Origin of the sequence: Mycolicibacterium moriokaense, from assembly GCF_010726085.1 — a bacterium.
In the GTDB taxonomy this organism is placed as follows: Bacteria; Actinomycetota; Actinomycetes; order Mycobacteriales; family Mycobacteriaceae; genus Mycobacterium; species Mycobacterium moriokaense.
In genome coordinates, this window is record NZ_AP022560.1 from 635,361 (window position 1) to 660,794 (window position 25,434).

22 protein-coding genes and 1 pseudogene are annotated in these 25,434 nt (G+C 66.6%); 14 read left to right on the forward strand and 9 right to left on the reverse strand.

Going from position 1 to position 25,434, the window contains the following annotated elements:
• Positions 1–30 precede the first annotated feature (30 nt).
• Complete coding sequence (locus G6N43_RS03025; protein WP_083155921.1) at positions 31–1,377, reverse strand: NAD(P)/FAD-dependent oxidoreductase; 1,347 nt, start codon at positions 1,375–1,377, stop codon at positions 31–33.
• 74 nt (positions 1,378–1,451) lie between these two features.
• Positions 1,452–2,144, reverse strand: coding sequence for a TetR/AcrR family transcriptional regulator (locus G6N43_RS03030; protein WP_083155923.1), 693 nt, complete (start codon positions 2,142–2,144; stop codon positions 1,452–1,454).
• A 219-nt stretch (positions 2,145–2,363) separates the two neighbouring features.
• Between G6N43_RS03030 and G6N43_RS03035 the strand changes: the two genes are divergently transcribed.
• Positions 2,364–2,789, forward strand: a complete 426-nt coding sequence (locus G6N43_RS03035; protein ID WP_083155925.1) for an MmpS family transport accessory protein — start codon at positions 2,364–2,366, stop codon at positions 2,787–2,789.
• The gene (locus G6N43_RS03040; protein ID WP_083155927.1) at positions 2,786–5,692 is read left to right on the forward strand and encodes an MMPL/RND family transporter; all 2,907 of its coding nucleotides are present in this window, start codon (positions 2,786–2,788) and stop codon (positions 5,690–5,692) included. The genes G6N43_RS03035 and G6N43_RS03040 overlap by 4 nt, the downstream gene beginning before the upstream one ends.
• Here the strand turns inward: G6N43_RS03040 and G6N43_RS03045 are convergent, their stop codons facing one another.
• Positions 5,693–6,721: a fused (3R)-hydroxyacyl-ACP dehydratase subunits HadA/HadB gene (locus G6N43_RS03045; protein ID WP_083155929.1), complete on the reverse strand. Its 1,029-nt coding sequence runs from the start codon at positions 6,719–6,721 to the stop codon at positions 5,693–5,695.
• Between the two features lie 333 nt (positions 6,722–7,054).
• Between G6N43_RS03045 and G6N43_RS03050 the strand changes: the two genes are divergently transcribed.
• On the forward strand, positions 7,055–10,261 hold the full coding sequence (locus G6N43_RS03050; RefSeq protein WP_083155964.1) for an ATP-binding protein: 3,207 nt from the start codon (positions 7,055–7,057) through the stop codon (positions 10,259–10,261).
• A 105-nt stretch (positions 10,262–10,366) separates the two neighbouring features.
• Positions 10,367–11,182, forward strand: a complete 816-nt coding sequence (locus G6N43_RS03055) for an alpha/beta hydrolase (RefSeq protein WP_234810217.1) — start codon at positions 10,367–10,369, stop codon at positions 11,180–11,182.
• A gap of 57 nt (positions 11,183–11,239) precedes the next feature.
• Here G6N43_RS03055 and G6N43_RS03060 read toward each other — a convergent pair whose 3' ends face one another.
• The 5 genes and pseudogenes from G6N43_RS03060 to G6N43_RS03080 form a co-directional block, all read right to left on the reverse strand.
• Positions 11,240–11,854, reverse strand: coding sequence for a TenA family protein (locus G6N43_RS03060; RefSeq protein WP_083155931.1), 615 nt, complete (start codon positions 11,852–11,854; stop codon positions 11,240–11,242).
• Positions 11,851–12,408 carry a TenA family protein gene (locus tag G6N43_RS03065; RefSeq protein WP_083155933.1) on the reverse strand — a complete coding sequence of 186 codons (558 nt, stop codon included), beginning with the start codon at positions 12,406–12,408 and terminating at the stop codon, positions 11,851–11,853. Before G6N43_RS03065 ends, G6N43_RS03060 begins: the two co-directional genes overlap by 4 nt.
• A gap of 24 nt (positions 12,409–12,432) precedes the next feature.
• Positions 12,433–13,393 (reverse strand): annotated as a pseudogene (locus G6N43_RS03070) (IS481 family transposase).
• 120 nt (positions 13,394–13,513) lie between these two features.
• Positions 13,514–14,884, reverse strand: a complete 1,371-nt coding sequence (locus tag G6N43_RS03075; RefSeq protein ID WP_083156942.1) for a phenylacetate--CoA ligase family protein — start codon at positions 14,882–14,884, stop codon at positions 13,514–13,516.
• The gene (locus tag G6N43_RS03080) at positions 14,884–15,657 is read right to left on the reverse strand and encodes an enoyl-CoA hydratase/isomerase family protein (RefSeq protein ID WP_083156881.1); all 774 of its coding nucleotides are present in this window, start codon (positions 15,655–15,657) and stop codon (positions 14,884–14,886) included. The genes G6N43_RS03075 and G6N43_RS03080 overlap by 1 nt, the downstream gene beginning before the upstream one ends.
• A gap of 162 nt (positions 15,658–15,819) precedes the next feature.
• Here G6N43_RS03080 and G6N43_RS03085 point away from each other — a divergent pair, with 162 nt between their 5' ends.
• On the forward strand, positions 15,820–16,107 hold the full coding sequence (locus G6N43_RS03085) for a nuclear transport factor 2 family protein (protein ID WP_234810273.1): 288 nt from the start codon (positions 15,820–15,822) through the stop codon (positions 16,105–16,107).
• 53 nt (positions 16,108–16,160) lie between these two features.
• Here G6N43_RS03085 and G6N43_RS03090 read toward each other — a convergent pair whose 3' ends face one another.
• Positions 16,161–16,589, reverse strand: a complete 429-nt coding sequence (locus G6N43_RS03090) for a cupin domain-containing protein (protein ID WP_083156882.1) — start codon at positions 16,587–16,589, stop codon at positions 16,161–16,163.
• Positions 16,590–16,703: 114 nt separating this feature from the next.
• On the opposite strand from G6N43_RS03090, the gene G6N43_RS03095 reads away from it, so the two are divergent.
• The 9 genes from G6N43_RS03095 to G6N43_RS03135 all read left to right on the forward strand — a co-directional run bounded on the left by G6N43_RS03095 (position 16,704) and on the right by G6N43_RS03135 (position 25,302).
• Positions 16,704–18,173, forward strand: a complete 1,470-nt coding sequence (locus G6N43_RS03095) for an amidase (protein WP_083156883.1) — start codon at positions 16,704–16,706, stop codon at positions 18,171–18,173.
• Between the two features lie 29 nt (positions 18,174–18,202).
• Positions 18,203–19,390 carry a metallophosphoesterase gene (locus tag G6N43_RS03100; RefSeq protein ID WP_083156884.1) on the forward strand — a complete coding sequence of 396 codons (1,188 nt, stop codon included), beginning with the start codon at positions 18,203–18,205 and terminating at the stop codon, positions 19,388–19,390.
• A gap of 31 nt (positions 19,391–19,421) precedes the next feature.
• On the forward strand, positions 19,422–20,279 hold the full coding sequence (locus tag G6N43_RS03105; protein ID WP_083156943.1) for an acyl-CoA thioesterase: 858 nt from the start codon (positions 19,422–19,424) through the stop codon (positions 20,277–20,279).
• A 62-nt stretch (positions 20,280–20,341) separates the two neighbouring features.
• Entirely contained in the window at positions 20,342–21,343 is a 1,002-nt protein-coding gene (locus tag G6N43_RS03110) for an AAA family ATPase (protein WP_083156885.1), read from the forward strand.
• A gap of 4 nt (positions 21,344–21,347) precedes the next feature.
• The gene (locus tag G6N43_RS03115) at positions 21,348–22,220 is read left to right on the forward strand and encodes a DUF58 domain-containing protein (protein WP_083156886.1); all 873 of its coding nucleotides are present in this window, start codon (positions 21,348–21,350) and stop codon (positions 22,218–22,220) included.
• Positions 22,210–22,683: a hypothetical protein gene (locus G6N43_RS03120; RefSeq protein ID WP_083156887.1), complete on the forward strand. Its 474-nt coding sequence runs from the start codon at positions 22,210–22,212 to the stop codon at positions 22,681–22,683. Before G6N43_RS03115 ends, G6N43_RS03120 begins: the two co-directional genes overlap by 11 nt.
• The gene (locus G6N43_RS03125) at positions 22,674–23,648 is read left to right on the forward strand and encodes a hypothetical protein (RefSeq protein ID WP_083156888.1); all 975 of its coding nucleotides are present in this window, start codon (positions 22,674–22,676) and stop codon (positions 23,646–23,648) included. Before G6N43_RS03120 ends, G6N43_RS03125 begins: the two co-directional genes overlap by 10 nt.
• Positions 23,645–24,619: a VWA domain-containing protein gene (locus tag G6N43_RS03130; RefSeq protein ID WP_083156889.1), complete on the forward strand. Its 975-nt coding sequence runs from the start codon at positions 23,645–23,647 to the stop codon at positions 24,617–24,619. The genes G6N43_RS03125 and G6N43_RS03130 overlap by 4 nt, the downstream gene beginning before the upstream one ends.
• The gene (locus G6N43_RS03135; RefSeq protein ID WP_083156890.1) at positions 24,616–25,302 is read left to right on the forward strand and encodes a hypothetical protein; all 687 of its coding nucleotides are present in this window, start codon (positions 24,616–24,618) and stop codon (positions 25,300–25,302) included. Before G6N43_RS03130 ends, G6N43_RS03135 begins: the two co-directional genes overlap by 4 nt.
• Positions 25,303–25,434: the final 132 nt, after the last annotated feature.

The window sequence follows — 25,434 nt, forward strand, 5'->3', positions numbered from 1 at the left end:
CCCCGACTCGTTCCGTCGTAACCGGAACGGTCATTGGTCAGCGGAGCGCTTCCCCTGATGCACCGGCGATTCCCAGGTGTAGGGCTCCTCGGGATGGCCCGATCCGCCGAGGATGAACGAGCGGTCGCTCCGATTGGCCCGTGCGATCGTCGCCAACCACGTTCCGACCGTGCTGAACCGGTTGCGTACGCCCGTGAGGAACGCGATGTGGATCAAGCCCCAGCCGAGCCAGCCCAGGGCGCCGCTCATCTTTATCGGCCCGACCTGCAGCACGGCGTGGCCTCGGCTGATATACGCCGCCGAACCGAGGTCGCGATAGCGAAAGGCCTTGCGCCCGCGCCCATCGAGATCCCGCCGAATGGACGCGGCGACGTGGAGTCCGCCCTGCATGGCATTCTCGGCCACGCCCGGTAGGCCGTCGCGGCCGGCCAGATCGCCGATGACGAACACCTCGGGGTGCCCGGCCACCGACAGATCGGCATTCACGGCAATGCGCCCCGACCGGTCGGTGTCGGCGCCCAGCACTTCCGCGGCATGTCGCGCGAAGGGCACCGCCTCGACTCCTGCCGTCCAGAGGACGGTGCGCGTGGCGTGATCCCTGCTGGGGCCACCGTCTTTCGGGCTCACCGTCACACCGTCGCGCCGGACGTCGGAGACGTGCACACCGAAGTGCAACTCGACACCCAACTCCTCGAGCACCCGCGTCGCCCGGTCGGTGAGCGCCGGGGTGAAGCTCTTGAGCACACGATCGCCACCGTCGAACAGCAGCACCCGGGCCTCTTCGGGTTCGATGCTGTGAAACTCGTTGGCCAGCGAGCGGGTCGCGAGTTCCCTTATCTGTCCGGCTAGTTCGACGCCCGTGGGCCCTGCACCCGCGACGGCGAAGGTCAGCCATTGATCGCGCTCCGGACCGGCGGGCAGCGATTCGGCGATTTCGAACGCCGCGAACACGCGCCGCCGAATGCTGAGCGCGTCGTCGAGCGTCTTCATCCCGGGCGCCCAGGCGGCGAATTCCTCGTTGCCGAAGTAAGACTGGCGCATCCCGGCCGCGATGACGAGGTAGTCGTAGTCGAGGTCGAACTGCGATTCGTCGGGGCGACGGGCCGTGACGCGGCGTGCGCTGGGGTCGAGCCGGACCGCCTCACCGAGGAGCGTCTGGACATTGCGGTGATGCTCGAATTCTTCACGTAGCGACCGGCTGATCTGGCCGATGCTCAACGTCCCCGTCGCGCATTGGTACAGCAGCGGCTGAAACACGTGGCAGGCGGTGCGGTCGAGCAGCGTCACGTCCACGTCCACCCGGCCGAGTCGGCGGGCACAGAACAACCCGCCGAAGCCGCCGCCGATGACCAGTACCTTGGGACGATCGCCGGTCATCTCGAGTCAGCTCCCGGACGAGTCTTCATCGCTAAGCCGTACCCGCTGCGGCGACTTAATCCACCTGCTCTGCGCTAGTCGGTCGCCGACGGTCTCATCCGACTGCAGGGGCCCGCCGGTTCCCAGGTGCTCATGGCGCCGTCGAGCTGGTCGGAGTCCAGCGCGGCCACCGGCAGGGGTTCCTGGTCGTCGCGTTGGCGCATGCCGTCGAGCAGGAGGCCGACGTAACGCCGCCACAGGTCGCCGCCGACGTGGCCGGCGAACTCGGTGACGGTGCCGGACAGCAGGCCGCAGATCGGCATGTCGGTGGGTGCCATATCGGCGCGCAGGTGGCCGTCGGCCTGCGCTCGCTCGACGAGCTGGGCCAGCAGCGGTTTCAGACGTTCCTGGGCGGCCCGAACCCGCTCGCCGGCGTAGGCCTTGCTGAAGGCGATCTCGCGGGCGCCGCGGTCAGTGGCCGTCATCTCACACATCCGCTCCATGTACCAGGAGAAGCCCTGCCACGAATCCGGTTGGCGCAGCGCTTCTTCGGCAAGATCGGCGAGTTGGTGCATGGCGTCCTCGAAGAGCGCCTCGAGCAACTCCTCCTTGGTCGAGAACCTGCGGTAGATGGTGCCGACGCCGACACCGGCATGGTGGGCGATGTCGTTGAGATTGGGTTCCAGGCCCCTCGTCGCGAACAGATCGCGGGCCGCCGCGAGGATGCGCTGCCGGTTGCGTTCGGCATCCTTTCGCAGCGGGCGATCCGCTTCCATCGAGGTCTCCATCGCGCCGAGTGTAATCAAGGCAACATTAAAAGTGGATGCAAGCAATCCATTCGGATTGATCCTATCCACTTATTTGGTTAGGTTATCTCTCTAGACCAAGATCGGGCGCCAGTTCCGCCTGCCGTTCTCAATGCCGAAAGGCCACGCGATGACCGTTGTCTACGACTGTCGTCCTGCTCCATCGCTGCAGCTGGCAATCAATATTTGCGGGCAGACGCGATGACGCGGGTGCTTCGGAGGGCGTGGCTACCGATCCTGATCGTGGCCGCGGTCGCGGCGGGCGCCCTCGCGGTGAGCCAGCTGCGCGCGGTGTTCGGCGCACATCCGGTGGTGGTCACGCCGATCGGTGCGGGGACCGCCGAGGACACCAGCCCCAAAGTGGTGGTCTATGAGGTGTTCGGGTCGGGCAACTCCGCCGTCATCAACTACATGGACCTCGACGGCAAGCCGCAGCGCGCGCCGGACGTTCCGCTGCCCTGGTCGATCTCGCTGGAGACGGATGCCGCAGCCGCGTCGGTGAGCCTGCTGGCACAGGGCGACGGGGACAGCATCACCTGCCGCGTCACCGTCGATGGCGAGGTCAAGGATGAAAGGACCGCAACGGGCGTGAACGCCGAAACCTACTGCTTGGTGAAGTCGGCATGAGCGCCACCGTCGAAGACCCAACCGACGTCGACACCGACGCCCTTCCGGTCGCCGGGCACCGGGCCCAACCGCGGCTGCCGCGCCTGATCCGGAAATTCGCCATCCCGATCATCGTGGCGTGGATCGCGATCATCGCCCTGATGAACACCGTGGTTCCGCCGCTCGACGACGTCGGCAAGATGCGCGCGGTGTCGATGAGCCCGTCGGACTCGCCGTCGATGATCGCGACCAAACGCGTAGGCAAGGTGTTCGAGGAGTACGACACCTCCAGCTCGGTGATGATCGTCCTCGAGGGCGACGAGCCCCTGGGCGCCGAGGCGCACCGCTTCTACGACGGTCTGGTGGAGCGGTTACGCGCCGACACCAAGCATGTGCAGCACGTCCAGGACTTCTGGGGCGACTCGTTGACCGAGACCGGCGCGCAGAGCGTGGACGGCGAGGCCGCCTACGTCCAGGTCTACATCTCCGGCGACCAGGGCGAGGCGCTGGCCAACGAATCCGTTAAGACGGTGCGCGAGATCGCCGAGGGCGCAGACGCTCCCGAGGGTCTGCGGGTGTACGTCACCGGTCCCTCGGCACTGAGTGCCGATCTGACCGTGGTCGGCGACAAGAGCATGAAGACCATCGAGCTCTTCACCTTCGCCGTCATCATCGTCATGCTGCTGATCGTCTACCGATCCGTGGTGACCACGGCGGTTGTGATGACGATGGTGGCACTGGGATTGTTCTCGGCCCGCGGCATCATCGCGGTCCTGGGTTACCACAACGTCTTCGGGCTCACCACGTTCGCGATCAACATGGTGGTGACGATGGCGATCGCCGCGGCCACCGACTACGCCATCTTCCTGATTGGCCGATATCACGAAGCGCGCCGAAACGGCGAGGACCGGGAAACCGCGTACTACACCATGTTCCGTGGAACGGCGCATGTGGTGCTTGCCTCCGGCATGACGATCGCCGGCGCCAGCCTGTGCCTGTACTTCACCCGGCTCCCGTACTTCCAGACGTTGGGCTTGCCCCTGTCGATCGGTATGACGATGGTGGTCGCGGCGGCGCTGACCCTCGGCCCCGCGATCATCACGGTGTGCAGCCGCTTCGGGAAGGTGCTGGAACCCAAGCGGATAGGACAGTCCCGGCTGTGGCACAAGGTCGGCACCGCCACGGTGCGCTGGCCGGGCGCGATCCTCGTGTTCGCCATCACGGTGGCGCTGATCGGGCTGCTCGCCCTGCCTGGGTATCACACCGCCTACAACGACCGGAAGTACCTGCCCGACGATGTCCCGGCCAACATCGGATACGCCGCTGCGGACCGGCATTTCACGCAGGCCAAGATGAATCCGGATCTGATGCTGATCGAGACCGACCACGATCTGCGTAACCCGGCGGACTTCCTCGTCATCGACAAGATCGCCAAAGCCCTTGTCCGCGTGCACGGTATCGCGCAGGTCCAGACGATCACGCGGCCGGACGGCAAACCGATCGAGCATTCCACGATCCCGTACACGCTCAGCCAGAGCGGCACCGGCCAGATCATGAACAACGACTACATGCAGCGCAATCTGGAAAACCTGCTCAAACAGGCCGACGACCTCCAGGTCAGCATCGACGCGATGACCGAGATGATGAGCATCCAAGGCGATCTGGCCGAGGTGTCACAACGGATGGCCGACAAGATGGCCAACACCTCCGACCACATGGGCGAGGTGCGGGACCACCTGGCGGACTTCGACGACTTCTTCCGGCCGATACGCAACTACTTCTACTGGGAGCCGCACTGCTCCAACATTCCGGTCTGCTGGTCCATGCGGTCGGTCTTCGAAAGCCTCGACGGCATCAACGTCATGTCCGACGACTTCCAGGACATGGTTCCCGACATGCAGCGCATGGCGGAGCTGATGCCGCAGATGGTTGCGGTGATGCCTGCGCAGATTCAGACGATGAAGAATCAGAAGCAGATCATCCTGAACCAGTACCAGATCCAGAAGGCACAGCAGGATCTGAACATGGCCCAGCAGGAGGATTCGACGGCGATGGGGGATGCGTTTGATGCGTCCCTGAACGACGACTCGTTCTATCTCCCGCCGGAGGCGTTCACCAACGCCGACTTCCTCAGCGGCATCAAGCTTTTCATCTCGCCCGACGGCCATGCCGTGCGCTTCACGATCATCCACCAGGGCGATCCGCTTACCCCCGAGGGCATCTCGCGCATCGAACCGCTGAAGGTCGCGGCCGCCGACGCCATCAAGGGCACCCCGCTGGAGGGCTCGACGATCTATCTGGGCGGCAGTGCGGCCACCTACAACGACCTGCAAACCGGTGCGAACTACGACCTGCTGATCGCGGCGGTGGCGGCGCTGATTCTGATTTTCCTGATCATGACGATCCTCACCCGGGCGGTGGCCGCCGCCGCGGTCATCGTCGGCACCGTGGTGCTGAGCCTGGCCGCCTCGTTCGGTCTGTCGGTGTTGTTGTGGCAGCACATCATCGGGATCCCGCTGCACTGGCTGGTGATGCCGATGTCGGTCATCGTGCTGCTGGCCGTCGGGGCGGACTACAACCTGCTGTTGGTCTCCCGAATGAAGGAGGAGATCCACGCCGGCCTGAAGACCGGAACCATCCGGGCGATGGTCGGCACCGGCTCCGTCGTCACCGCTGCCGGTCTGGTGTTCGCGTTCACGATGATGTCGATGGGCGTCAGCAAGCTGATCACCATCGGGCAGGTCGGTACCACCATCGGCCTCGGCCTGTTGTTCGACACCTTGGTGGTCCGCTCGCTGATGACCCCCTCGTTGGCCACCCTGCTCGGCAGGTGGTTCTGGTGGCCGAAGTGGGTGCGGCCGCGGCCGGTTCCCAGCCCCTGGCCGAAGCCGATCCAGCGCGAGCCCGAAGAGGCACTCGTCTAATCAGCTGAAGCGGACGTTCAGCGTCGCCATGCCGAAGATCTTCTTACCGGCGGACTTCGCGGCGACGACCACGACACCGCTGCGGGTCTCCGGGTCCAGCGACTTGACCCTGCCGCTGAACTCGATGTCGGCGCCTTCTTTGGCCGACACGATCGCGGGCTGCGACAGCCGCACGGTGTAGCGGGTGACCGCGCCCGGGTCGCGTAGCCACGTCGACGCGTAGCCGGCACCCAGGCCCATGGTGAGCATTCCGTGGGCGATCACATCGGGTAGCCCGGCCACCTTGGCGATCGACTCGTCCCAGTGGATCGGGTTGGCGTCGCCGGATACGCCCGCATAGTTCACGAGGTCGCCACGGGACAGTCGGGTGTGATGGACGGGTAGTTCGAAGCCAACCTGTACGTCGTCGAAGGAGGGTGTCCCTGGCTTGCGGGTCAGCCCGCCGTCGGAGATCCGAAGCTCGCCAGGGGGGCGAACCTCCTTCACGTAGTTGTCCTCGGCGCCGACGTCGAAAATGTTGATGTCGTGCATCATCGCGTTCTGGACGGCCACCTTGACCTCCGCATTGATGTCCTCGGAGGTCACGCCGACGACGGTGGTGTGCAGTGTGTGCACCACCTCGCCCGCGGTGTCGGTGAAGGTGTTGGTGACGGTGATGAAGTCTCTGCCCGCGGTCCTGCGGACGGACGTCAGTTCGACGTCGACGGTCAGTTCGTCGCCCGCCACGATCGGGCGATGCTGCTCGAAGACCTCTTCGGTCTGCAGGTAGGTGTCGTAGCCGACGACGATCTGCTCGAACATCCGGCGATTGCAGCTCATACCGGGTGTCGAGGTGAATGTCAGCGGTGCGGTGACGTCGGAATACCCCATCTCAGCGGCGGCAGCGACGTCCCAGTGCACAGGGTTGTAGTCCTGCACGGCACGCGCGTATTCGCGCAGCTTCTCGCGGCCCACCAGGTAGGTGCCGCCCATCTGGTAGTAGTGGCCGACCCGCTCTTCGAGTAACGAGGTATCTGCTGGTGCAGTCATGAAGTTCTCAACTTTTCTACCGGCCTGTTCACTGAGGCCGACGAGTGGACCTTAACGTGCACACGTGCTGATGCAACACAGCGGATCGACGGACTGGTGCGCCGCCCACCAGCGTCTTCATGACGCGGAGCGCAGAAACTCCGCTCGCCTGTCGGTCAGCGGCGGACGGGATCGGCGCACCACGACGGCCTGGCGATGCGATGAATTCAAATTGAGGCCGGTTGCGCCTGCGCCAGAACACGGTCGAAATGCGCTAGCGCGGGTGGCGAAGGGGGCCGGGAAAGTAAGCTCGCGCCGTACGCAGTCGGTCGTATCGAGCGGGAAGTGACGGACGTGGCTGTGCCTGGTGATCCCGTCGACGTTCGTGCGGACGACGCGCCCCTCCCCGTCGTTTCGCTGCGCCTACAGATCCTCGGTCCGCTGCGGGTCTGGCGCGACGGTGTCGAACTGGATCCAGGGCCACCGCAGCAGGCCGCTGTGCTGGCGCTGCTCCTCGCCCGGGTGGGGCAGCCGACGAGCACGGCCGAGCTCGTCGACCTCATCTGGGGTGAGGGGGCACCCGCCAGCGCGGTCAACGTTCTACACAAATACGTCGGCGCGCTGCGGCGGTTACTCGAACCCGCGCTGCCCGTTCGGGGTACGGGTTCCTATCTCCTGCGGCGGGGCAACGGCTACCTGTTCGCGCCCGGGCCCGCGGCCCTGGACCTGGTCCGGTTCCGCGAGTTCGTCGCCGCCGCCGAAGTCGAGCTGGCCGCGAACCGCCGGCTTGCGGCGCTCGACGAGTACGTCGGGGCATTGGGTCTGTGGACCGCACCCGCCGCGGACGGACTTCCGCAGGGGCCCGCGGCCATGGCCGTCTTCGCCGGACTCAACAACGAGTTCTTCGACACCTGCACGGCGGCAACGGAACTCGCAGTATCGCTGGGTCGGCCGGAGCGTATGTTGGCGGCACTTCAGCTGGCCGTCCGGATGGCGCCCCTGCATGAACCGGTGCACGCGAGCCTCATCACCGCCCTGGGCGCGGCCGGGCGACAGGTTGAGGCGCTCGCGGTCTTCCGTACGGTGCGGGAGCGACTCGCCGAAGAACTCGGTCTGGATCCCGGTCAGGTCCTGGAGGACGCGCACCAGCGGGTCCTCACTCAGGCCCCCACGACCGATACCGGCACGGTGGCAACCGAGTCGCCCGGCAGGCCGGCGGAGGCCGCGCCGGGACTGGTGGGCCGCGTCGAGGAACTCGCCGTGCTGCACCCGGCCATGGATTCGGTGTTCGCCAAGGGATCTGGGCTTGTGATCATCGAAGGCGAGCCGGGCGTCGGCAAGACGCGGTTGTTGGAAGAGGTTGCGGCAGAAGCGGAACGGTGCGGCGCACGCGTCGTCTGGGGTCACTGTCTCCAGGGAGACGGAACGCCGTCGATGTGGCCGTGGGTGCAGGCGATGCACGCGCTCGTGGACACCCTGCCAGCAGCGGCCAAGGAGAGGTGGCTCGACAGCGAGCTAGGCCGCCTCGTCGGCCCGCGCGACGGAGTCCTCGGTGGGGCGCTGCTACTCGACAGCGGTGGCCAATTCCGCCTGTTCGAGCACGTCGTCGGCGTCGTGGCCGAGGCGGCGACCCAAGGCCCCCTCGTGCTCGTGATCGATGACCTGCACTGGGCCGACGTGGCCTCCCTGCAGTTGTTCTCCCATCTGGCGGCACGCCTGCCCGCGGGCACCGTGGTGGTCGGTGCGCTGCGCGACCGCGCGCCGACTCCCGGTACGGAGCTGGCAAGGATGCTCGCGGCGGCGAGCCGGGTCCCCGGACACCGCCGCATCCGCGTCGGCCCGCTCGACCTCGCCGAGGTTTCCGAACTCGTGCGCCGGGAAACCGGCCGCGACCCGGGTGTCGAGGCCACCCGGAACATCTACGCCCGCACGGGCGGCAATCCGTTTTTCGTGCGCGAGCTGTCCAGGTTGCTGGCGAACACCGACTCGTTGACCGCTGACGCCGCCCGGCGGGCCGACGTTCCCGCGACGGTGCGCGACGTCGTCTGGGATCGACTGGCCGATGTCGACGACGAGGTAAAACGTCTGCTGGAGGTGGCGGCGCTCATCGGCCGGGGATTCGACATCGGTCTGCTCGCCCGAGTCGTCGACGTCGAGGTGCCGACCTGCCTCGATCGACTGGAGCTGCTCGAAGGCCTCGGACTGATTACGCCGATTCCCCACGACCCCTACACATTTCGCTTCGCCCACGACCTCGTCCGTGAGGCGGTCGTCGGGACCACGCCGCCGGGCCGGGCGACCCAATTGCATTTGCGCATCGCCGACGCGCTCGAGCGTGTCGATTCGGGCGGAGAATTCGTCACCGAACGCCTCGCCTATCACCTGTGGTCGGCCGGCCCGCTGGCCGACTCGGCGCGCACGGCAGGTGCGCTCATCCGGGCGGGCACCGTCGCCATGACGAAGTCAGCTCTGGAAGCCGCTGAGCAACAACTCCGTTCGGCCGTTCAGATCTCTCGGGACGCAGGACTGACGGCGGTGGAACTGATCGCGCTGTCGCTACTGACCGCGGTGGTGGGTATGCGGACCATGTACGGTACCGCGGCTCTCGACCTACTCGAGCGCGCCGAAAACCTCGCACGTTCCCTCGGGAAAGAGGTGGAGGCCACCGCGTTTCAGTTCTCTCGCTGGACCGCGCACCACCAGGCAGTCGAGTTCGATCGCAGTGGTGCCCTGGCCCGGCGAATGCTCGAACAGGGGTATGAGTCGTCCGACCCGATAGTGCGCACATATGGCATGCAGGCCTGGGGCGTTCACCAGTACGACTTGGGCAACGTCGGAGATGCGATGCGCTACCTCAGCCAAACCAGAGAGATCCTGCTCGAGGGTCTCGCGCAGCGTGAGCAGGACCCGGTGAGAGGTGACCTGGAAGCGCTCATGATCGGAGTGCTGGCGGAGATCGGTGCGGTACACGGAGACGTCGAGGCGGCACACGAATTGTTTGACATCCTCGAGGCCGCTGCCGACAACCCCTACCGCACCACCGTGTGGGCCACCCTGGTTTCGAGGACCGCGGTGCTGGTCGGCGACCCCGAGTGGGCGCTGCGTGGCGCAGAGCGCGGGATCGCGGTGGATCCTGGCTTCTCCTTCGTCTTCCTCGGGACATACCAGCGGCTGGCGCGGTGTTGGGCGCGGGTGCTGAAGGGACAGGATCAGCGCGCGAACATCACGGAGGCCCAGCGCCTGATCGCAGCGAACCTCCTCGATCCGCCACGGACGTGTGTGGCCACCTGGTACGGGCTGCTCGCGGAGATGCATCTGGCCGCCGGGTCCGTCGACGATGCCGCCACAGCGCTCAGCCGCGCCGAGTTCTACCTGAATGCGTATGGCCAGCGGTACCCGGAGGGCCTGATCATGCTGCTGCGCGCGCGGCTGCTGCACGCGCGCGGGGAGCCCACCGCCGCGGTGCGTTCGGCCGCTGAAGCCGCCCGCGCTCTGTCGATCGAGCGTGGTGCACGACTCTTCGGCGCGCGAGCCGACGAATTCCTGGCTGACCTGCCCTGATGCCGGCAAGCGATATCCGCACACCGGCATCCACAAAGCGTCCACTCACCGTCAACACCCTCCGAATACGTTCGTCGGCAAATAGGTCGTTGCCTGGAGGGGTAGGTGAAGACTGTGGCGGCGGACATCGTCCTGATCCACGGGCTGTGGGTGTCGCATGCGGCATGGCAGCCGTGGATCGACCATTTCGCCGCAAACGGGTATGAGGCGATCGCACCGCGCTGGCCTGGGGAGGCCGCAACCGTCGGTGCGACGCGAGACAACCCGAGCGCGCAGGCCGGATACGGGCTCGATCAGCTCACTGACCACTTCGCGGCGGTGATCGAGCGGTTTTCGAGTCCGCCGGTCGTCATCGGCCACTCACTCGGTGGCCTGATCGCCCAGCTGCTGCTGGGTCAGAACAAGGTGGCAGCCGCTGTGGCGATCAACCCGGCTCCGATGAAGGGCGTACGGGCTCTGCCGGTCGCGCAGTTGAAGTCCGCATTCCCGGTTGTCGGTAACCCGCTCAACTGGAGTCGGGCGAAGGGTTTGACCCGCGAGCAGTTTCGGTACGGGTTCGGAAACACGCTGACGGAAGCGGAATCCGATGCGCTGTGGGAACAGTGGTCGATCCCGTCGCCGGGCAAACCGCTCTTCGAAGTCGAGACGGCGAATTTCAATTCGAACTCGCCCGCCAAGGTCGACACGGCCAATGCGTGGCGTGGTCCATTGCTGATCACCGGGGGCACTGCCGATCACACGGTGCCGCTCGCCACCGCCAGAGCCGCGTTCGAGCAGTACTCGAAGTCGTCGGCCGTCACCGACTTCCACGAATTCGAGGGCGCGGGCCATTCGCTGACCATCGATCACCGCTGGCGCGAGGTCGCCGATGTCGCGCACTGCTGGCTTCGCGACATCGGGTTCGTCGGTGTGCACCCGTGACAAACGCGCGGTGACTTGCGCGCGGTGACGAAGGCGGGCGCGTACCTGCTGCGCCTGTCAGCCTGAGAACGCCGCTTCGAAGAACTGCACTTCCAGATGCATCGCGCGCCGGTACGCCGTTGCGACGGCGGCATTGTCGTCGGCGTGTTGATCGAGGAGGCCTTCGAGCTGCGACGCCAGGCCGTCGAACCCGGAATCGGCATAGGTCTGCACCCATTCCGCGTACGGTCCGGCTTTATCCGCGTCCAACGAGGCCCCGAGCCAGGCGTACAGGCGCATGCACGGGGTCATCGCCGCCAGTATCACGCCGAGGTCAGATGTGGCGGCGGTGGCGAGCAGGAAGTCGGTGTAGGCCAGCGTTGCCGGCGACGGCTCGACGCCGGCCATGTCGATGCCCCAGCGCGCGGCGTAGGAGTTGTGCAGCTTCAACTCGTCGGCGACCCCGGCGATCAACCCGGCCAGCGCGATCAGTGTGGGGGTGTCGGTGCTGCGGGCCAGCGCCAGAGCGTATGCGCGGGTGAAGGATTCGAGGAAGAACGCATCCTGTGCGACGTAACCGGCGAAGACATCGCGATCCAGGGAACCGTCACCGAGCCCTCGAACGAACGGATGCGCCAGGGCGTCGTCGGCCACATCGCGGTTGTCGTTCCACAATCTCTTCGAAAGACTCATGACAGCGCCATCTCCCAAAAAGCCACTTCGTGTTGCAGCACCTCGGCGACCAGGTCGGCGTGGGCGTCGGGGCTCGCCAGTTCGCCCAATCCGTCGACGTACGACGCGAATTCGGGGGTGGTCCAATGGTCGACGAACTCGAGGAACGGCGACGTGTCCGAGATCGCCGACGACCACGCGAGCAGGTACACCCGCTCGATGGCCCAGAGCGCTGTCAGCGCCCCGTCGGTGGGCACGTCATCGAGCCGCTGCAGCAGCTCCCGGTATGCGAGCGTGGCCGGCAGTGCCGGCTCGTCGAGGTCGATGCCGCGCTTGTCGGCCTGCACCTCGAACCAGTCCAGTTCGTCGACCAGGGCGACGCATCCGCCCGCGAGCACACCCTGAGCGGGGCGCGGCGCCCGTGCGAGCAGCCGCGCCTGGAAGGTGAGCAGGTCGGCGACGAACAGCACGTCCTGGCTCAGCCATCGGTTGAAAGCCGCGTCGGCGATGGTGCCCTTGCGCACCGCGTCGAGGAACGGGTGCCGGGTCGCGGCGGTCCACAAGTCATCGACCACGACCGAAACACTAGTTGTTCTCGGTCATGACGTTGGTTGCAGTCGGCTGATGGGTGGTACCCCGTCGAGTGCGCTGTGGCGGCGTTGAGTGTTGTAGAACTCGACCCAGGGCGCAAGTGCTCGGGCGCGGTCTGCGTTGGAGGCGAACACCCGGCGATAGGACCATTCGCTTTGCAGGGTGCGGTTATAGCGTTCCACCTTGCCGTTCTGCCATGGGCAGTGCGGCTTGATGAACAGGTGTTTGGCGTGCAGTTGGTCGATGACGGCAGCGACGTGGGCCGAGCGCCGATAGCTCAGATGGTTGTCGGTGATCACGCGCTCGATACGCGAAATGCCCTGCGATTGAAAGTATTGCGCCGCCCGAGCAATGAACCCGGCACACGTCGGACCTTTCTCATCGGCATGGATCTCTGAGTACGCCAGCCGGCTGTGGTCATCGACCATCGAGTGCACGTAGTCATACCCGATACCGCGCCTGCGGACCTGTTCACTACGCCCGTGAGCGCGCCACCCACCCCCGTCGGGGATACGACCGAGCTTTTTGACATCGACATGCACCAGCTCGCCAGGCCGTTGTCGCTCATAGCGTCGTGTCGTGGCCTTCGACGACTTGATCACCGCACCGGTCATCGGATCGCAGTCACGCAGGTAGGGCACAGCGCGACGGCGCAGAATCCGTCCCACGGTCCGGGGCGCAATGCCCAGTTCAGGACCCAGCCAGTCCTGGCCCCGACGATGTTTGCGCCGCGCGGCGATCACTGGCGCTCCACCCGCGCCGAGGTCCGCGAGGGCTGTGGTGCGGTCGTGAGGACCGGTCATGCAGTCCGGCCTCACCTTCAGCGGCATAACGGCTGATCCAGGTGTGGACGCATTTGCGGGAGATGCCCATCGCCGCGGCGATATGGGCCTGCGGCCACCCTTGCTGGTGGCGCTGCACGATCAGCATTCGGCCGTGCAGCGTGGTGCGGGCATTACGGTGGGACACGAGAACCTCCGGGGTGGTGATGGGCCTTCGACAAGCCACACCTCACCCGGAGGTTCTCCTCACATCAAGCCAACACGCCTGCTACCAACGTCATGACCGAGAACAACTAGTCATCGCGGTTCAGCGGGCTGGCAGCGGGACGAATCGCTTGAGCTTGCCGCTGGCCTGATTGCGCCCCAGCGTCTCGACGGCGCTGATCCGGATGGATGGTTCGGCGATCCCGTGCCGCTGCATCGCCGACACCAGGTCCGGTACCAATGACTGCACATCGGCCGTGGCGACGACCAACACGTCGGCGCCACGTTCGGTCTGCACCACCTGGTACTCGACGATGCGCGAATCCGTGCCGAGGACATGGCGAAAAGCACTGGCGGGAACCGTATGTGGACCGTAGGTGAAATCGTCGTCGTGACGGCCGCTGATGTCGGCCACCAGAGCGAACGCGCTGCCACATGGACATGGTTCGGTGAGCATCGTGATCTCGTCGCCGAGGTCGTATCGGATGAACGGAAATGTGCGGTTCGACAGCCCGGTGGCCAGGGTGCGGACGGCCGGTGCGTCGGGAGCCACCGGTGTGCCGGCGTCGTCGACGCGTTCGAGAATAACCTCGTCCTCGCAGATGTGCAGACCGGGTCCGTGTCCACAGGACACCGCCTGAACACCGATCTCCGTTGAACCCCAAAGGTTGTGCAGGGTCGGGTCCCAGGCGGTGACGATGGCCTCGCGGTCCTCGGGCAACAGCGGCTCCGAATTGGTGCTCACCCGCGTCGGCCGGATTGGCAGGTCGCCCGCGAGCGAAGCACGGGCCAGCCGGCCGATGACGCTGGCGTATCCGACGAGGTGGGTCGGCGCATAACCCTTGACTGCGGCCAGTACTTCGTCGAACAGTGCGCCCGCCTCGATGACGGCGGTCTGCATGCCCGCGATGGCGGGGACGTCGAACAGCGGTGTGCTGGCATGGGGCGGCAGTCCCGCGGTCAGTACCGCAAGCCGCGCATTGGACACTGGGTCGCTGCGCCGCTCGTCGCGGGCCTGCATGCGCCAGGCAAGACATGCGGTGGTGATGAAAAACTGCCAGTCCCAGACGTAGACGCCGCGCACCCCGCTGGAGCCGCCGGAGCTGAACACCTGCTCGTCGTGCGGCGTGTAGGAGAACCAGGTCTGGGTGTTCAAGATATGTTCTGCTGCTTCACGATTGAGGTGGGGCGCCGTCACGATCGCATCCCACTCGCCTTGTGCCTCGGCCTTGGTCAGCATCGGAATCGAGGCGAGATCGGCAGCAGTCGCCTGCTCGACGTCGACGCCGCGTAGCCGGTCGGCGTAGAACGGCGAACGTTCGCGGGCGTAGGCGAGGAGCGAGCGCAGCCGTTGGTCGCGATGGCGCCGAATCTGTTCGGCCGTCCAGTCGAGGCGGCCCACGTGATCGTCGAGCGCCGCCTGCACCGCATCGAGGTGTGCGGCGCGGATGCGCTCGTACTCGGACCGGGTCATCAGCGTCCGCGCCACTGCGGTGGGCGCTTCTCCTGCCACGCCTTGATTCCCTCGGCGACGTCTTCGGTGGCGGCGGCCACCTTGCGCATCGTCTCGCCGAAGCGAACCGACTCGATCCAGCCCATGTTCGCCGTGCGCCACGCCACCTCCTTGGTGGCGCGTTGCGCCAGGGGAGCCGCCCGCGTGAGCGTCTGCGCCCATGAGCGGGCCTGCGCTTGCAACTCATTGGGTTCCACGAGGCGCCACACCAAGCCAATCTCCTTGGCGCGCTGAGCCGTCATCGGTGCCCCGGTCAGCAGCAGCTCCATGGCGTCGGCCCAACGCACTCGCTCGGGCAGGCGGATCGCCCCGACGATGGTGGGTACTCCGAGCGTCACCTCCGGGAAGGAGAACGTGGCAGCGGTGGAGGCAATCACGAAGTCGCAGAACAGAACTCCGGTCAGACCGTAGCCGACGCACGGACCATGGACGGCTGCGACCGTCGGCTTGAACAGCTCCATCCCGCTCTCGAACGAGTTGATCGTCGGCTTCTCCCAGAAGGTGCCCCCGAACGTGCCCACCGAACCCTCGCCGTCCTTGAGATCACCGCCGGCGCAGAACACGTCGCCGTTGGCGGTCAGAATCCCCACCCACGCGTCCTCGTCATCGCGGAACCGGTCCCAGGCCGCGTTCAGATCACGACGGACAGCACCGTTGATCGCGTTACGGGCCTCCGGGCGGTTCAGCGTGATCGTGGCGATGTGATCGTCGAGTTCGTAGGTGACGAGGCTCATGGCAGCACGATAGCCACGTCGAACCGTCCCGAGGGGCAAGTATCAGGAGGTCCAACCAGATGACCGAGATCAGGAAGTAGAACGCGTCGCGGTATTGATCCGGCACACCCAGGGGTTATGAGATGCGACGATCTCACCGCAGCCCCTACCGAGGAGACCCTGATGTCCGACCCGATCGAGACCCTGATGCTGGCGAACCTCCTCGAGGTGTTCAACGAACGCGATGAGGCCAAGCGGAGCGCGGCAATCGACCGCACCTACGCGCAGGACGTCCGATGGACCGACGCCGAGGGGGTAACGACGGGGCGGGAGGCGCTCGAGGCGAAATGTGTTGCGTTACAAGAGCAACTGGGCAGTCTGCAATTCGCCACCGCCGGTCCGGTGCGGCAGTTGCCCAACTTCGGCTATCTGGCCTGGAATCTCGTCGACGGCGTCGCCCCACCCCAGTGATTTGGGCGTGCTGGGTCGCGCTCAGCGAGACTTAGCACGCCGAAATCGCAAATTCAGATACGGCGGAGCGGGGGTTGCGACGGGTCCACCCACGTCTGGTCGACGGGCCCGATTCCGGTGACGGCGATGACCGCCGGCTCGGTGGCATCGGGGCGGGCGCCGTCGTAGTGCGGTGTACCCGCGACGCGCTTCACGAAAGATCCCGCCGGCGCGGGCATCGCCGACTGCGGGTCGAAGTCGGCTCCGCTGTTGCACCACCAGACGCCCGAGAGCACCACACACAGTCGATCGGTGCGATAGAAGTGCGGGGCACTCATGAAACCGGGATACCACTTCATGAGGACCAGATACTGGCCGTCCTCGGTCTCGCTACCTGCCAGCACCGCCTCCTCGACCGACTGCGGGGGTGCGCCTGGCGGGACTTCCCACGGGATCTCGTCGGGGAGTCGGATGATCGTCTCGGCGGGGTTCAGTCGGCTCATCTCTCTCCACTCGTCGGTCGGGCGTGGGACAAGTACAACCCACTCCGGTGATTTGGGCGTGCTGGGTCACGCTGAGCGAGACTTAACACGCCGAAATCGCTCTAGTCTCAGACGATGAACTTCGAGGAGTACCGGCGGTACGACGCCACCGGGCTGGCGAAACTCGTCGCGGAGGGCGAGGTGTCTCCGGCGGAACTGCTGACCCTTGCTCGTGAGCGAGCCGCGGCGGTGAACCCGCGGATCAACGCCATCGTGCGCGACATCCCGGCGGTGCCACCAGCCGAACTCAGCGGTCCGTACGCCGGCGTCCCCTTCCTCATCAAGGATCTCGGGCAGGACTACGCCGGGCTGCCGACCTCGGCCGGATCGCGTGCATTGATGTCGCTGCCAGCCGCCGAGCACGCCACCGTCGTCCAGCGCTGGATCGACGCCGGGCTGGTCATCTTCGGCAAGACCAACACACCGGAGTTCGGCGCGAAGGCGATCACCGAGCCCGTCGCGTGGGGGCCCGCACGGAATCCGTGGAATCTCGGCCATACGCCGGGTGGCTCGTCGGGCGGGTCCGCCTCCGCCGTCGCGGCGGGCATCGTGCCGTGTGCCGGAGCCAACGACGGCGGCGGGTCGATCCGCATTCCCGCCGCCTGCTGCGGTCTCGTCGGGTTGAAAACGAGTCGTGGGCTGACGCCGATGGGTCCGGCCACCGGCGAGTCCATGCACGGGGCGGGTGTGCAGGGTGTCGTCTCGCGAACGGTGCGCGATACCGCCGCGATGCTCGACGTCATCAGTGGCGGCGAACCGTTCGGGCCGTACGTGCCGGGGCTGCCGGACGCCCCGTTCGCGTCCAACGTGGGGGCGGATCCCGGCAAGCTGAGGATCGGCGTGCGGGTGCCGTCGGCCATCAACCCGTCGCCGCATCCCGAGGCCGTCGCCGCCGTGGAGGCGGCTGCCGCGAAGCTGGCCGAGCTGGGCCACCACGTCGACGAATTGCCGCAGGCCCCTTTCGACGACGCCGCACTCGCCAGGGATTTTCTGCTCGGCTGGTTTGTCTACGCCGCGTTCAACGTCGCCGAGGCCAAGCGCGCGACCGGTGCGGGCAACGACGGGTTCGAGTTCGACACCCTGATCATGGCGGCGCTCGGACGCGCGACGCGCGGCGTCGACTATGTGGCCGCCGTCCAGCGCCGCCACGACCACACCCGCCGATTGACCACTTTCTTCGAGTCCTACGACCTGCTGATGACGCCCACGTTGGCGACGCCACCACCGAAGATCGGTGAGTTCGAGCTGCCTGCCGCGTTGCAACGCGGTGCAGAGCTGCTCATCAAGACACGCACTGCCCGCGCGCTGCGCTTCACCAAGATCGTGGACAGCTTCGTGGACAAGAACCTGGGCTGGGTGCCGTACACGCAACTGGCGAATCTGACTGGGCGACCGGCGATTTCGCTGCCGTTACACTGGACCGCGGCGGGTCTGCCGCTCGGTGTCCAGTTCGTCGCGCCGTTGGCGGGCGAGTCGTTACTCATCCGGTTGGCGGCCCAACTCGAGCAGGCCATGCCGTGGGCGGACCGCCTGGCGCCGGTGTAGGGGCCAGATCGTAGGTAACGTCGAATGCGATGACCGATCCCGCAGACGTAGTAGAGGAAGCCTTCGACCCTCCTCGGCGGTCGAGTGTGCATGTGCGCCGGGTGGCCGTCGTCATCACCCTCATGCTGCTGCTGTTCGGCGTGCCGTGGTGGACGCTGGTCGTCGCGGGCTCGGCGTGGCCGCCGGCTGTCCTCGTGACCGGCACGCTGGTCTTCGCCGTGGCCGCGGCAGCGCTGCCGCTGCTGATGGTGCTCGGCCACGGGCGCAGGCACGTCGACTGGGCCGCCGTCGCTGGCGACGCCCTTCTCGGCGGGGTCTGGGTGTTGTTCGCCTGGTCGGTGCTGGGCCAAGTGCTCGGACTGCTGCTGTTCGTTGCGGGAGTCGAGGATCCGGTGCGATCGCGGTTAGTGGCCGCGGTCGTGCTGACGGTCGCGGTGGCGCTGCTCGCGTGGGGGTTCTTCGAGGCGATGCGGGTGCCACGCGTCAGGACGGTCGACGTCGAGATGCCAAGGCTCGGTGCCGGTCTCGACGGTCTGCGCGTCGCGATCATCACGGACACCCATTACGGGCCGATCGATCGGGCCCGGTGGTCGGCGGCCGTGGTGAAGCGCGTCAACCAGCTCGACGCCGACGTGGTGTGCCATGTCGGTGATCTCGCCGACGGGACGGTCGACATGCGCGAGCGGCAGGTCAGCCCGTTGGCGTCGGTGCGGGCCGCCGAGGCGCGGGTGTACGTCACCGGCAATCACGAGTACTTCACCGAGGCGCAGGCGTGGCTGGACTACATGGAGAGCATGGGGTGGTCCGCCCTGCACAATCGCCACGTCGTCGTCGAACGTGGCGGTGACCGGTTGATCGTCGCCGGCGTGGACGACGCGACGGCCGAGGCGTCGCGTCAAGGACACAAAGCGGATGTCGAGGCCGCGCTCGCGGGAGCCGACCGCACACTGCCGGTGCTGCTGCTGGCACATCAGCCCAAACAGGTCCCGGAGGCGGTGCGCGCCGGCGTCGATCTTCAGATCTCCGGCCATACCCACGGCGGACAGATCTGGCCGTTCAATTTCCTTGTCCGATTGGACCAGCCGGTGGTGGCCGGGTTGAGCCGTCACGGCGAGACGACGCAGCTCTACACGAGTCGCGGTACCGGCTTCTGGGGTCCACCCTTCCGGGTGTTCGCGCCGAGTGAGATCACTCTCATGACGCTTCGCCGACCGTAGCTCGCTCGGGGCGGTGCGGCATGATGCCCGGGTGAGATATCGCCCGCCGTCGCTTGCTGACGTTATCGCCACCCTTGACGTCGACTGTGTCGGCGACCACCAGTTCCGCGCCACCCAGCTGGATAATCCGGTGCACCATATCGCGGGCGGGCACATCGCCGCCCAGGCGCTGATGGCGGCGAGCCGGACGGCGCCCGGCCGGACGCCGCACAGCGTGCACGTCTATTACATCCGGGCCGGCGATGCGCGCGAGCCCGTCGACATCCACGTCGATGCGGCCCGTGACGGCGGCACGTTGTCGACTCGTCAGATCACGGCGCGCCAGAACGGCCAGATCCTGCTCGAAGCGCTCGCTTCGTTCAGTGCGCCCATCGAGTCGCTGGACTACTACCAGCCGATGCCTGAGGTCCCCGACCCGGATGAGCTCCAGCCGATCCAGGAGCAGTTGGCGGAATACGCCGACGAGCTCGGTGGCCACTGGGTGCGACCGCAGCCTTTCGATCTGCGTTACGTCGATCCACCTCCGCGTCTCGTCGTCGATATGCCGGAACCGCCGCCGCGGATGCGAATGTGGTGGCGCCCCAACGGATCCGTCGTGTCCGACGAGGTGCTGCACAGCTGTCTGCTGACCTATCTGTCGGGCACGACGATGGTCGAGGTCGCGCTCGCGCGGAGGAAACAGACGCCCATCGGTTCGTTCAACGCACTGATCGACCATGCGCTGTGGTTTCACCGGCCCGTCGACCTGTCGGACTGGGTGTTGTCCGATCAGGTTTCGCCGAGTGGCGTCGCGGGCAGGGGTCTGACGACGTCGACCATGTACAACCGGGCGGGGCAGCTGGTCTGCATCGCGACCCAGGAGCTGTACTTCGGTCGAGGTCGTGCCTAAGCAGGCGTGAGATCCGCGCGGCGGGGTACCCATGCGGGACTTGTCCCGCGAGAAAGGTATCCATGACCGCGCCGCTACCCAGGCTTGACCAGCGGGATCTGGCCGAAGCCGAACGAGTGGTAGCAGCGGTATCGTCCGCCTTCTCAGCAAAGGTCGTCGGCCAGGACCGACTGCGCGAGTCGCTGCTGGTGACCCTTCTCGCGGGCGGCCACCTGCTGATCGAGAGCGTTCCCGGCCTGGCCAAGACCACAGCCGCCCGCGTCGTCGCGGAATCGATCCACGGCGTGTTCCGGCGCATCCAATGCACCCCCGACCTGTTGCCCAGCGACATCATCGGTACCCAGATCTACGAGGCCGCCACCAACACCTTCGCCACCCAACTCGGACCGGTCCACGCCAACATCGTGCTGCTCGACGAGATCAACCGTTCCAGCGCAAAAACGCAGAGCGCCATGCTCGAGGCGATGGAGGAACGTCAGACCACCATTGCCGGGGTGGAGTACCCGATACCGGAACCCTTCCTGGTCATCGCCACCCAGAACCCGGTCGAGCAGGAGGGCACCTACCCGTTGTCGGAGGCCCAGACCGACCGGTTCATGCTCAAGGACCTGGTCGAATATCCGTCCGTCGATGACGAGGTCGAGGTCGTCATGCGGATGGATGCCGGACTCTACGAGCAGAACCACCGCGTGCCACCCGCAGTGGGGCTCGACGAGATCCGCCGCGTGCAGAGTCTTGTTCAGACCGTGCACATGGACCGTGCGCTGATCGAGTACGCGAGTCGACTGGTGCACGTCACACGGGCGCCGGAGCGGTATCTGCCGGCCAATCTCGCCCGGTTGATCGAGTACGGGGCGAGCCCGAGAGCGACGATCGCGTTCTGCCGCACCGCGCGCGCTCTGGCCGTCGTCCGCGGCAGGAACCACGTCGTGCCCGACGACATCGCGCGCCTCGCGCATCGCGTGCTGCGGCACCGGCTGATCCTCGGGTTCGAGGCGGCCAGCCTGCACATCACGCCCGACGTGGTGATCGACGCTGTGCTGGACGCGGTGCGGGTGCCGTGAGGTCATGGGCAAGCATCTCGACAGTGCCAAGCGGTTTTTCGGTCGCGACACCACCGGACTGCTCGACGGTGGCCGGTACGCACTCGTGCACACCCGCAGCCTCGAGTTCGACGACCTGCGGCCCTATGTGCCGGGTGACGACGTCCGCGACATCGACTGGAAAGCCACCGCGCGGTCCGGGCACGTCCTGATCAAGCGCTTCGTCTCGGAGAAGCACCATAAGATCCTGGTGATCGCCGACGCGGGCCGAAACATGGTTGCGCAGGCGCCCTCCGGCGAGCGCAAGCGTGACGTCGCATCGAACGTCATCGGTGCGATCGGCCTGATCACCCTGCGCCGGGCCGACGAGATCGGGATGGTGTTCGGTGATGTCCGCGGCTGCGTCGACATCCGCCTGCGGCGCGGCGAGACGCACATCGAGAGCATGCTGCATCGGTTCCATCACCACACGACGACCGCACCCGCCCCGAGCAGTGTGGTGACACAACTGAATTGGGTGGCACGGCATTCTCGACGACGCTTGCTGATCTTCGTGGTGTCCGATGAGCCGGAGGTCGATGACGGCCTCGGGGAGGTGTTGACCCGGCTTACCGCCCAGCACGACGTCATGTGGGCGATGGTCGCCGATATGGACGCCATCGGATCCGTCGACGACGAGGGCGACGGCTATGACGTCGTCGGAGGCCGCGTCGTGATGGGTGGTGCGACGCTGGGCGCGCAGGTGATCGACGCCTATCGGCGCGCCGAATTCGATCGGCGGGAGCAGCTTTCGACGTTCCTGACGACCCACGGCGTGCCCCACGCGCGATTCACCGGCAGCAGGGGAATCAGGGCGGGGCTGACAGCGATGACCGGAACATACGCCCGTGTCCGATGAGCTGATCCGCTTCGTCAGCGGCCCCACGCCGTACTCGTCGTGGTGGCTGTGGCTCGCAATCCTGCTGTCGGTGATCCTGATCGGCTGGTACGCAGCGGTTTTCCTGTTCACCATGCCGGAGCGACGGATCCGCGACCTGCCGGTCATCGGAGCCGCCCGCAGCGAACTGGTCAAACGACGGTCCGCCCGCGCGGTGCGCGCCATCGGCGAACGCTACCGGGCAGGCGAACTGGCCGCAGCCCCCGCTGCGGCGGCCGTCAGCCGGGAACTGCGTGCATTTCTACACGCCGCCACGGGATCTCGCGCCGAATACATGCAGGTGGATGCCATCGCCGCGGGTGAGCTGGCGTCGGCCGCACCAGTCTTGACCGAGCTGATCGACGCGCAGTTCAACGCCGACTCGACCATCGACGTCGGGGCCGTCACCGACTCCGCCGAGGAGCTGATCCACACGTGGAGTTGACCTGGTGGGTGGTCGCGATCGCCGGGTGTCTCGGCCTGGCGGCGTGTGTCGCGGCGGCGGCGCTGAAGCCGATGGACGCCGAGCGCCGGCGGTTGCGCCTGCTGGCCAATGTCGAGCGGCTGACCCGTCTGCCCGAGTACCGCCGCGCCGCCTGGCTGCGCACGCTGACCACCATTGCGGCAATCATCCTGCTGACGGTGATCTTCGGCGCCGCTGTCGTCGCCGCGGCCCGCCCAACCGGGTTGCCCTCGACTGCACGACAATCCGATGCCGCTCAGCCCGAGGACATCATGCTGTGCATGGGCGCACCACCGACCGACCCGGCTGTCCGCGCGACCCTGCGCTACTTCGCCGAGCGTGTGACCGGGTTCAGCACCCAACGCATCGGATTGACCACAGCCAATCGCCGTATCGTGCCCATGACCCGCGACTACCAATATGCCGCGGAGCAATTCAACGGTTTCGCGGCGGCATCCGAACAGGCGGGCGACGACGCCAGGTGGACGCCGGCGGTCTCGTACGTCAACTACGCCGGCGGCGTCGAAGACGTCATGGCGCTGTGCGTCACCGGATTCCCGGAATTCGATAAACATGCGGCACAACGCCGCTCGCTCATCTACGTCGGACCCGGATCGCTCCGCAAAACCGGCGAGACCCGCCCCGCCCTGTTCACCGCCGACGCGGTTCGCGACCTGGTGGAGGCAGGCAGTGTCCAGGTCAACGTCCTGATGACAGGGCCGGGGGGCGGTGCGCTGGAGGCGCTGGCCCGCGAGAGCGGCGGACGCTCGCTTCCGGCGAACTCCGCTACCGCAGCCGATCTGGCCCAGATCAGGGATCACCCGCCGCCACCAACTGCGACGGTCGCCGCGGTCGTCAAGGCCGCCGAAACACCCGATGTGCCATTGCTATTGGCGTTGGTGGCCTTGATGGGTTTGACGCTCTGGCCACTGGTGGTACGGCGATGACGCTGCATCCGGTCCTACCGCCACTACTGCTCGTGACGGCGGCGGTGCTCGTCGCGGCGCAGTTCATCGCGCTGCGCCGGTGGCGCGCGTCGGGACGCAGCCGGACAATGTTGTGGCGTTGGCTGCTCGTGACCTTCGCGGCACTTCTGCTCGTCTTCGCGGCTATGCGCGTAGTGATCACCGAAGGTGATGAATCCGCGCCGCGCAGCGCAGGCGACACCGAACCGACCGTCTTCCTGGTCGTCGACCGCTCACCGAACATGGCGGTAGAAGACATCGATGGCCACAGCCGGATGGAGTTGGCGCGCGACGACATCGAGGCTCTGATCGACCGGTATCCGCGGGCCAGATTCGCGGTTATCGGATTCTCGTCGGCCCCGTCGTTGGAGTGGCCGCTGTCGGCGGATACCTGGAGCCTGCGGCCGATCGCGCAGACCATCGACCTCTACGCCTACCGGCAGGACGGCGTCACCCAGACCAACGCCGGCGCGGCAAGCACCGTGCTGCGATACCAGCTGATCAGCGCGGTCCAGCAATATCCGCGGGCCACCACACTGGTCTTCTACCTCGGGGCGGGTGCTCCCGAATCATCACTTCCCGCAAGGGAATTCGCTCTGCCAGCCGATTCGGTCGACGGCGGCGCCGTGCTCGGCTACGGCACGTCGGCGGGAGGTCGCATCCCCGGCAGCGATATCGCACGATCGCCTGTCGACGAAGTCACGCTGCGAACGGTAGCCGATCAGTTGGGGGTGCCGTACATCGCGCGCTCCGGTGGCGCACTGCCGACCGCGGAGTTGCCCGAGGCGGGCGGCGCGACCGAGCCGACGGCGGTCGTAGCTTCCGCGGGCAGCCACACCGAAACGTACTGGTTGCCAGCGCTGGGCGCTGCTGTCCTTATTTTGATCGAGCTCTACCTGGTGCTGCGCGACGTCCGTCGCAGCAGGTACGTCGGCGTGGACGTGATCCCATGAGCGTCGAGGCACGGTCGCGGCTACGCCGTCGCTTGCTGGTGTTCTCCGCGCCGGTGGCGTTGCTTCTCATCGCGGTGATCGTCAAGTCACTGTGGGTCGTCGTCGCCGGAGGCTCCGCCGCCTCGGCATTTGCCGAGCGGGACACCGCCCAATTACGCCGCGCAGTGGACACGCTGATGGTTTTCAACGTGATCGAGCCGGCCAAGGTCCACTTCGCCGCGGGCGGCCTTGCGGTGCTCGAGAACGATCTCGGGGAGGCAGACCGCCAATACAGCCAGAGCCTGGCCCGGTCGGAGTCCTGCGCGACGCGGGTCAACCTCGCATTCGTCCGCGAGACGCTGGGTGACCGCGCGGCCGCGCGGTTCGACGGCCGATCCGCAGTCGCCCATTACCTCGATGCGCGGTCGGTGGTCGAGCAAGCCTCACCGGGGTGCTTCGCCGGCAACACCGACCCGGATCCGCAGCGACGTACGCTCCGCAACGACGCACTTTCGCGGCTCGATCGGAAGATCCAAGCCGCACAGGTGGCACCGCCACCGCCTCCGACTGCGCCGGAGGCCACCGCCCCGCCGCCACCGTCCCCGTCCGCTGGGCCAACCACAGACCGGGGTCAGCAACGTTGGCTCGAACCCGGCACACCACTCGAGCGTCTGCAGCAGATACTGCGTGACGCCGCAGCGTGAGAGACAACTTCGGAATACGTTGGCCGATCTTGAAATTCGCACAAACGATTCGGATTCCTCCGTTTGCGCCACACGACCCCGGGTAAGCGAGTGTTACCTCGGTCTACAGCCCAGCGGACCGAGGCCCTCATA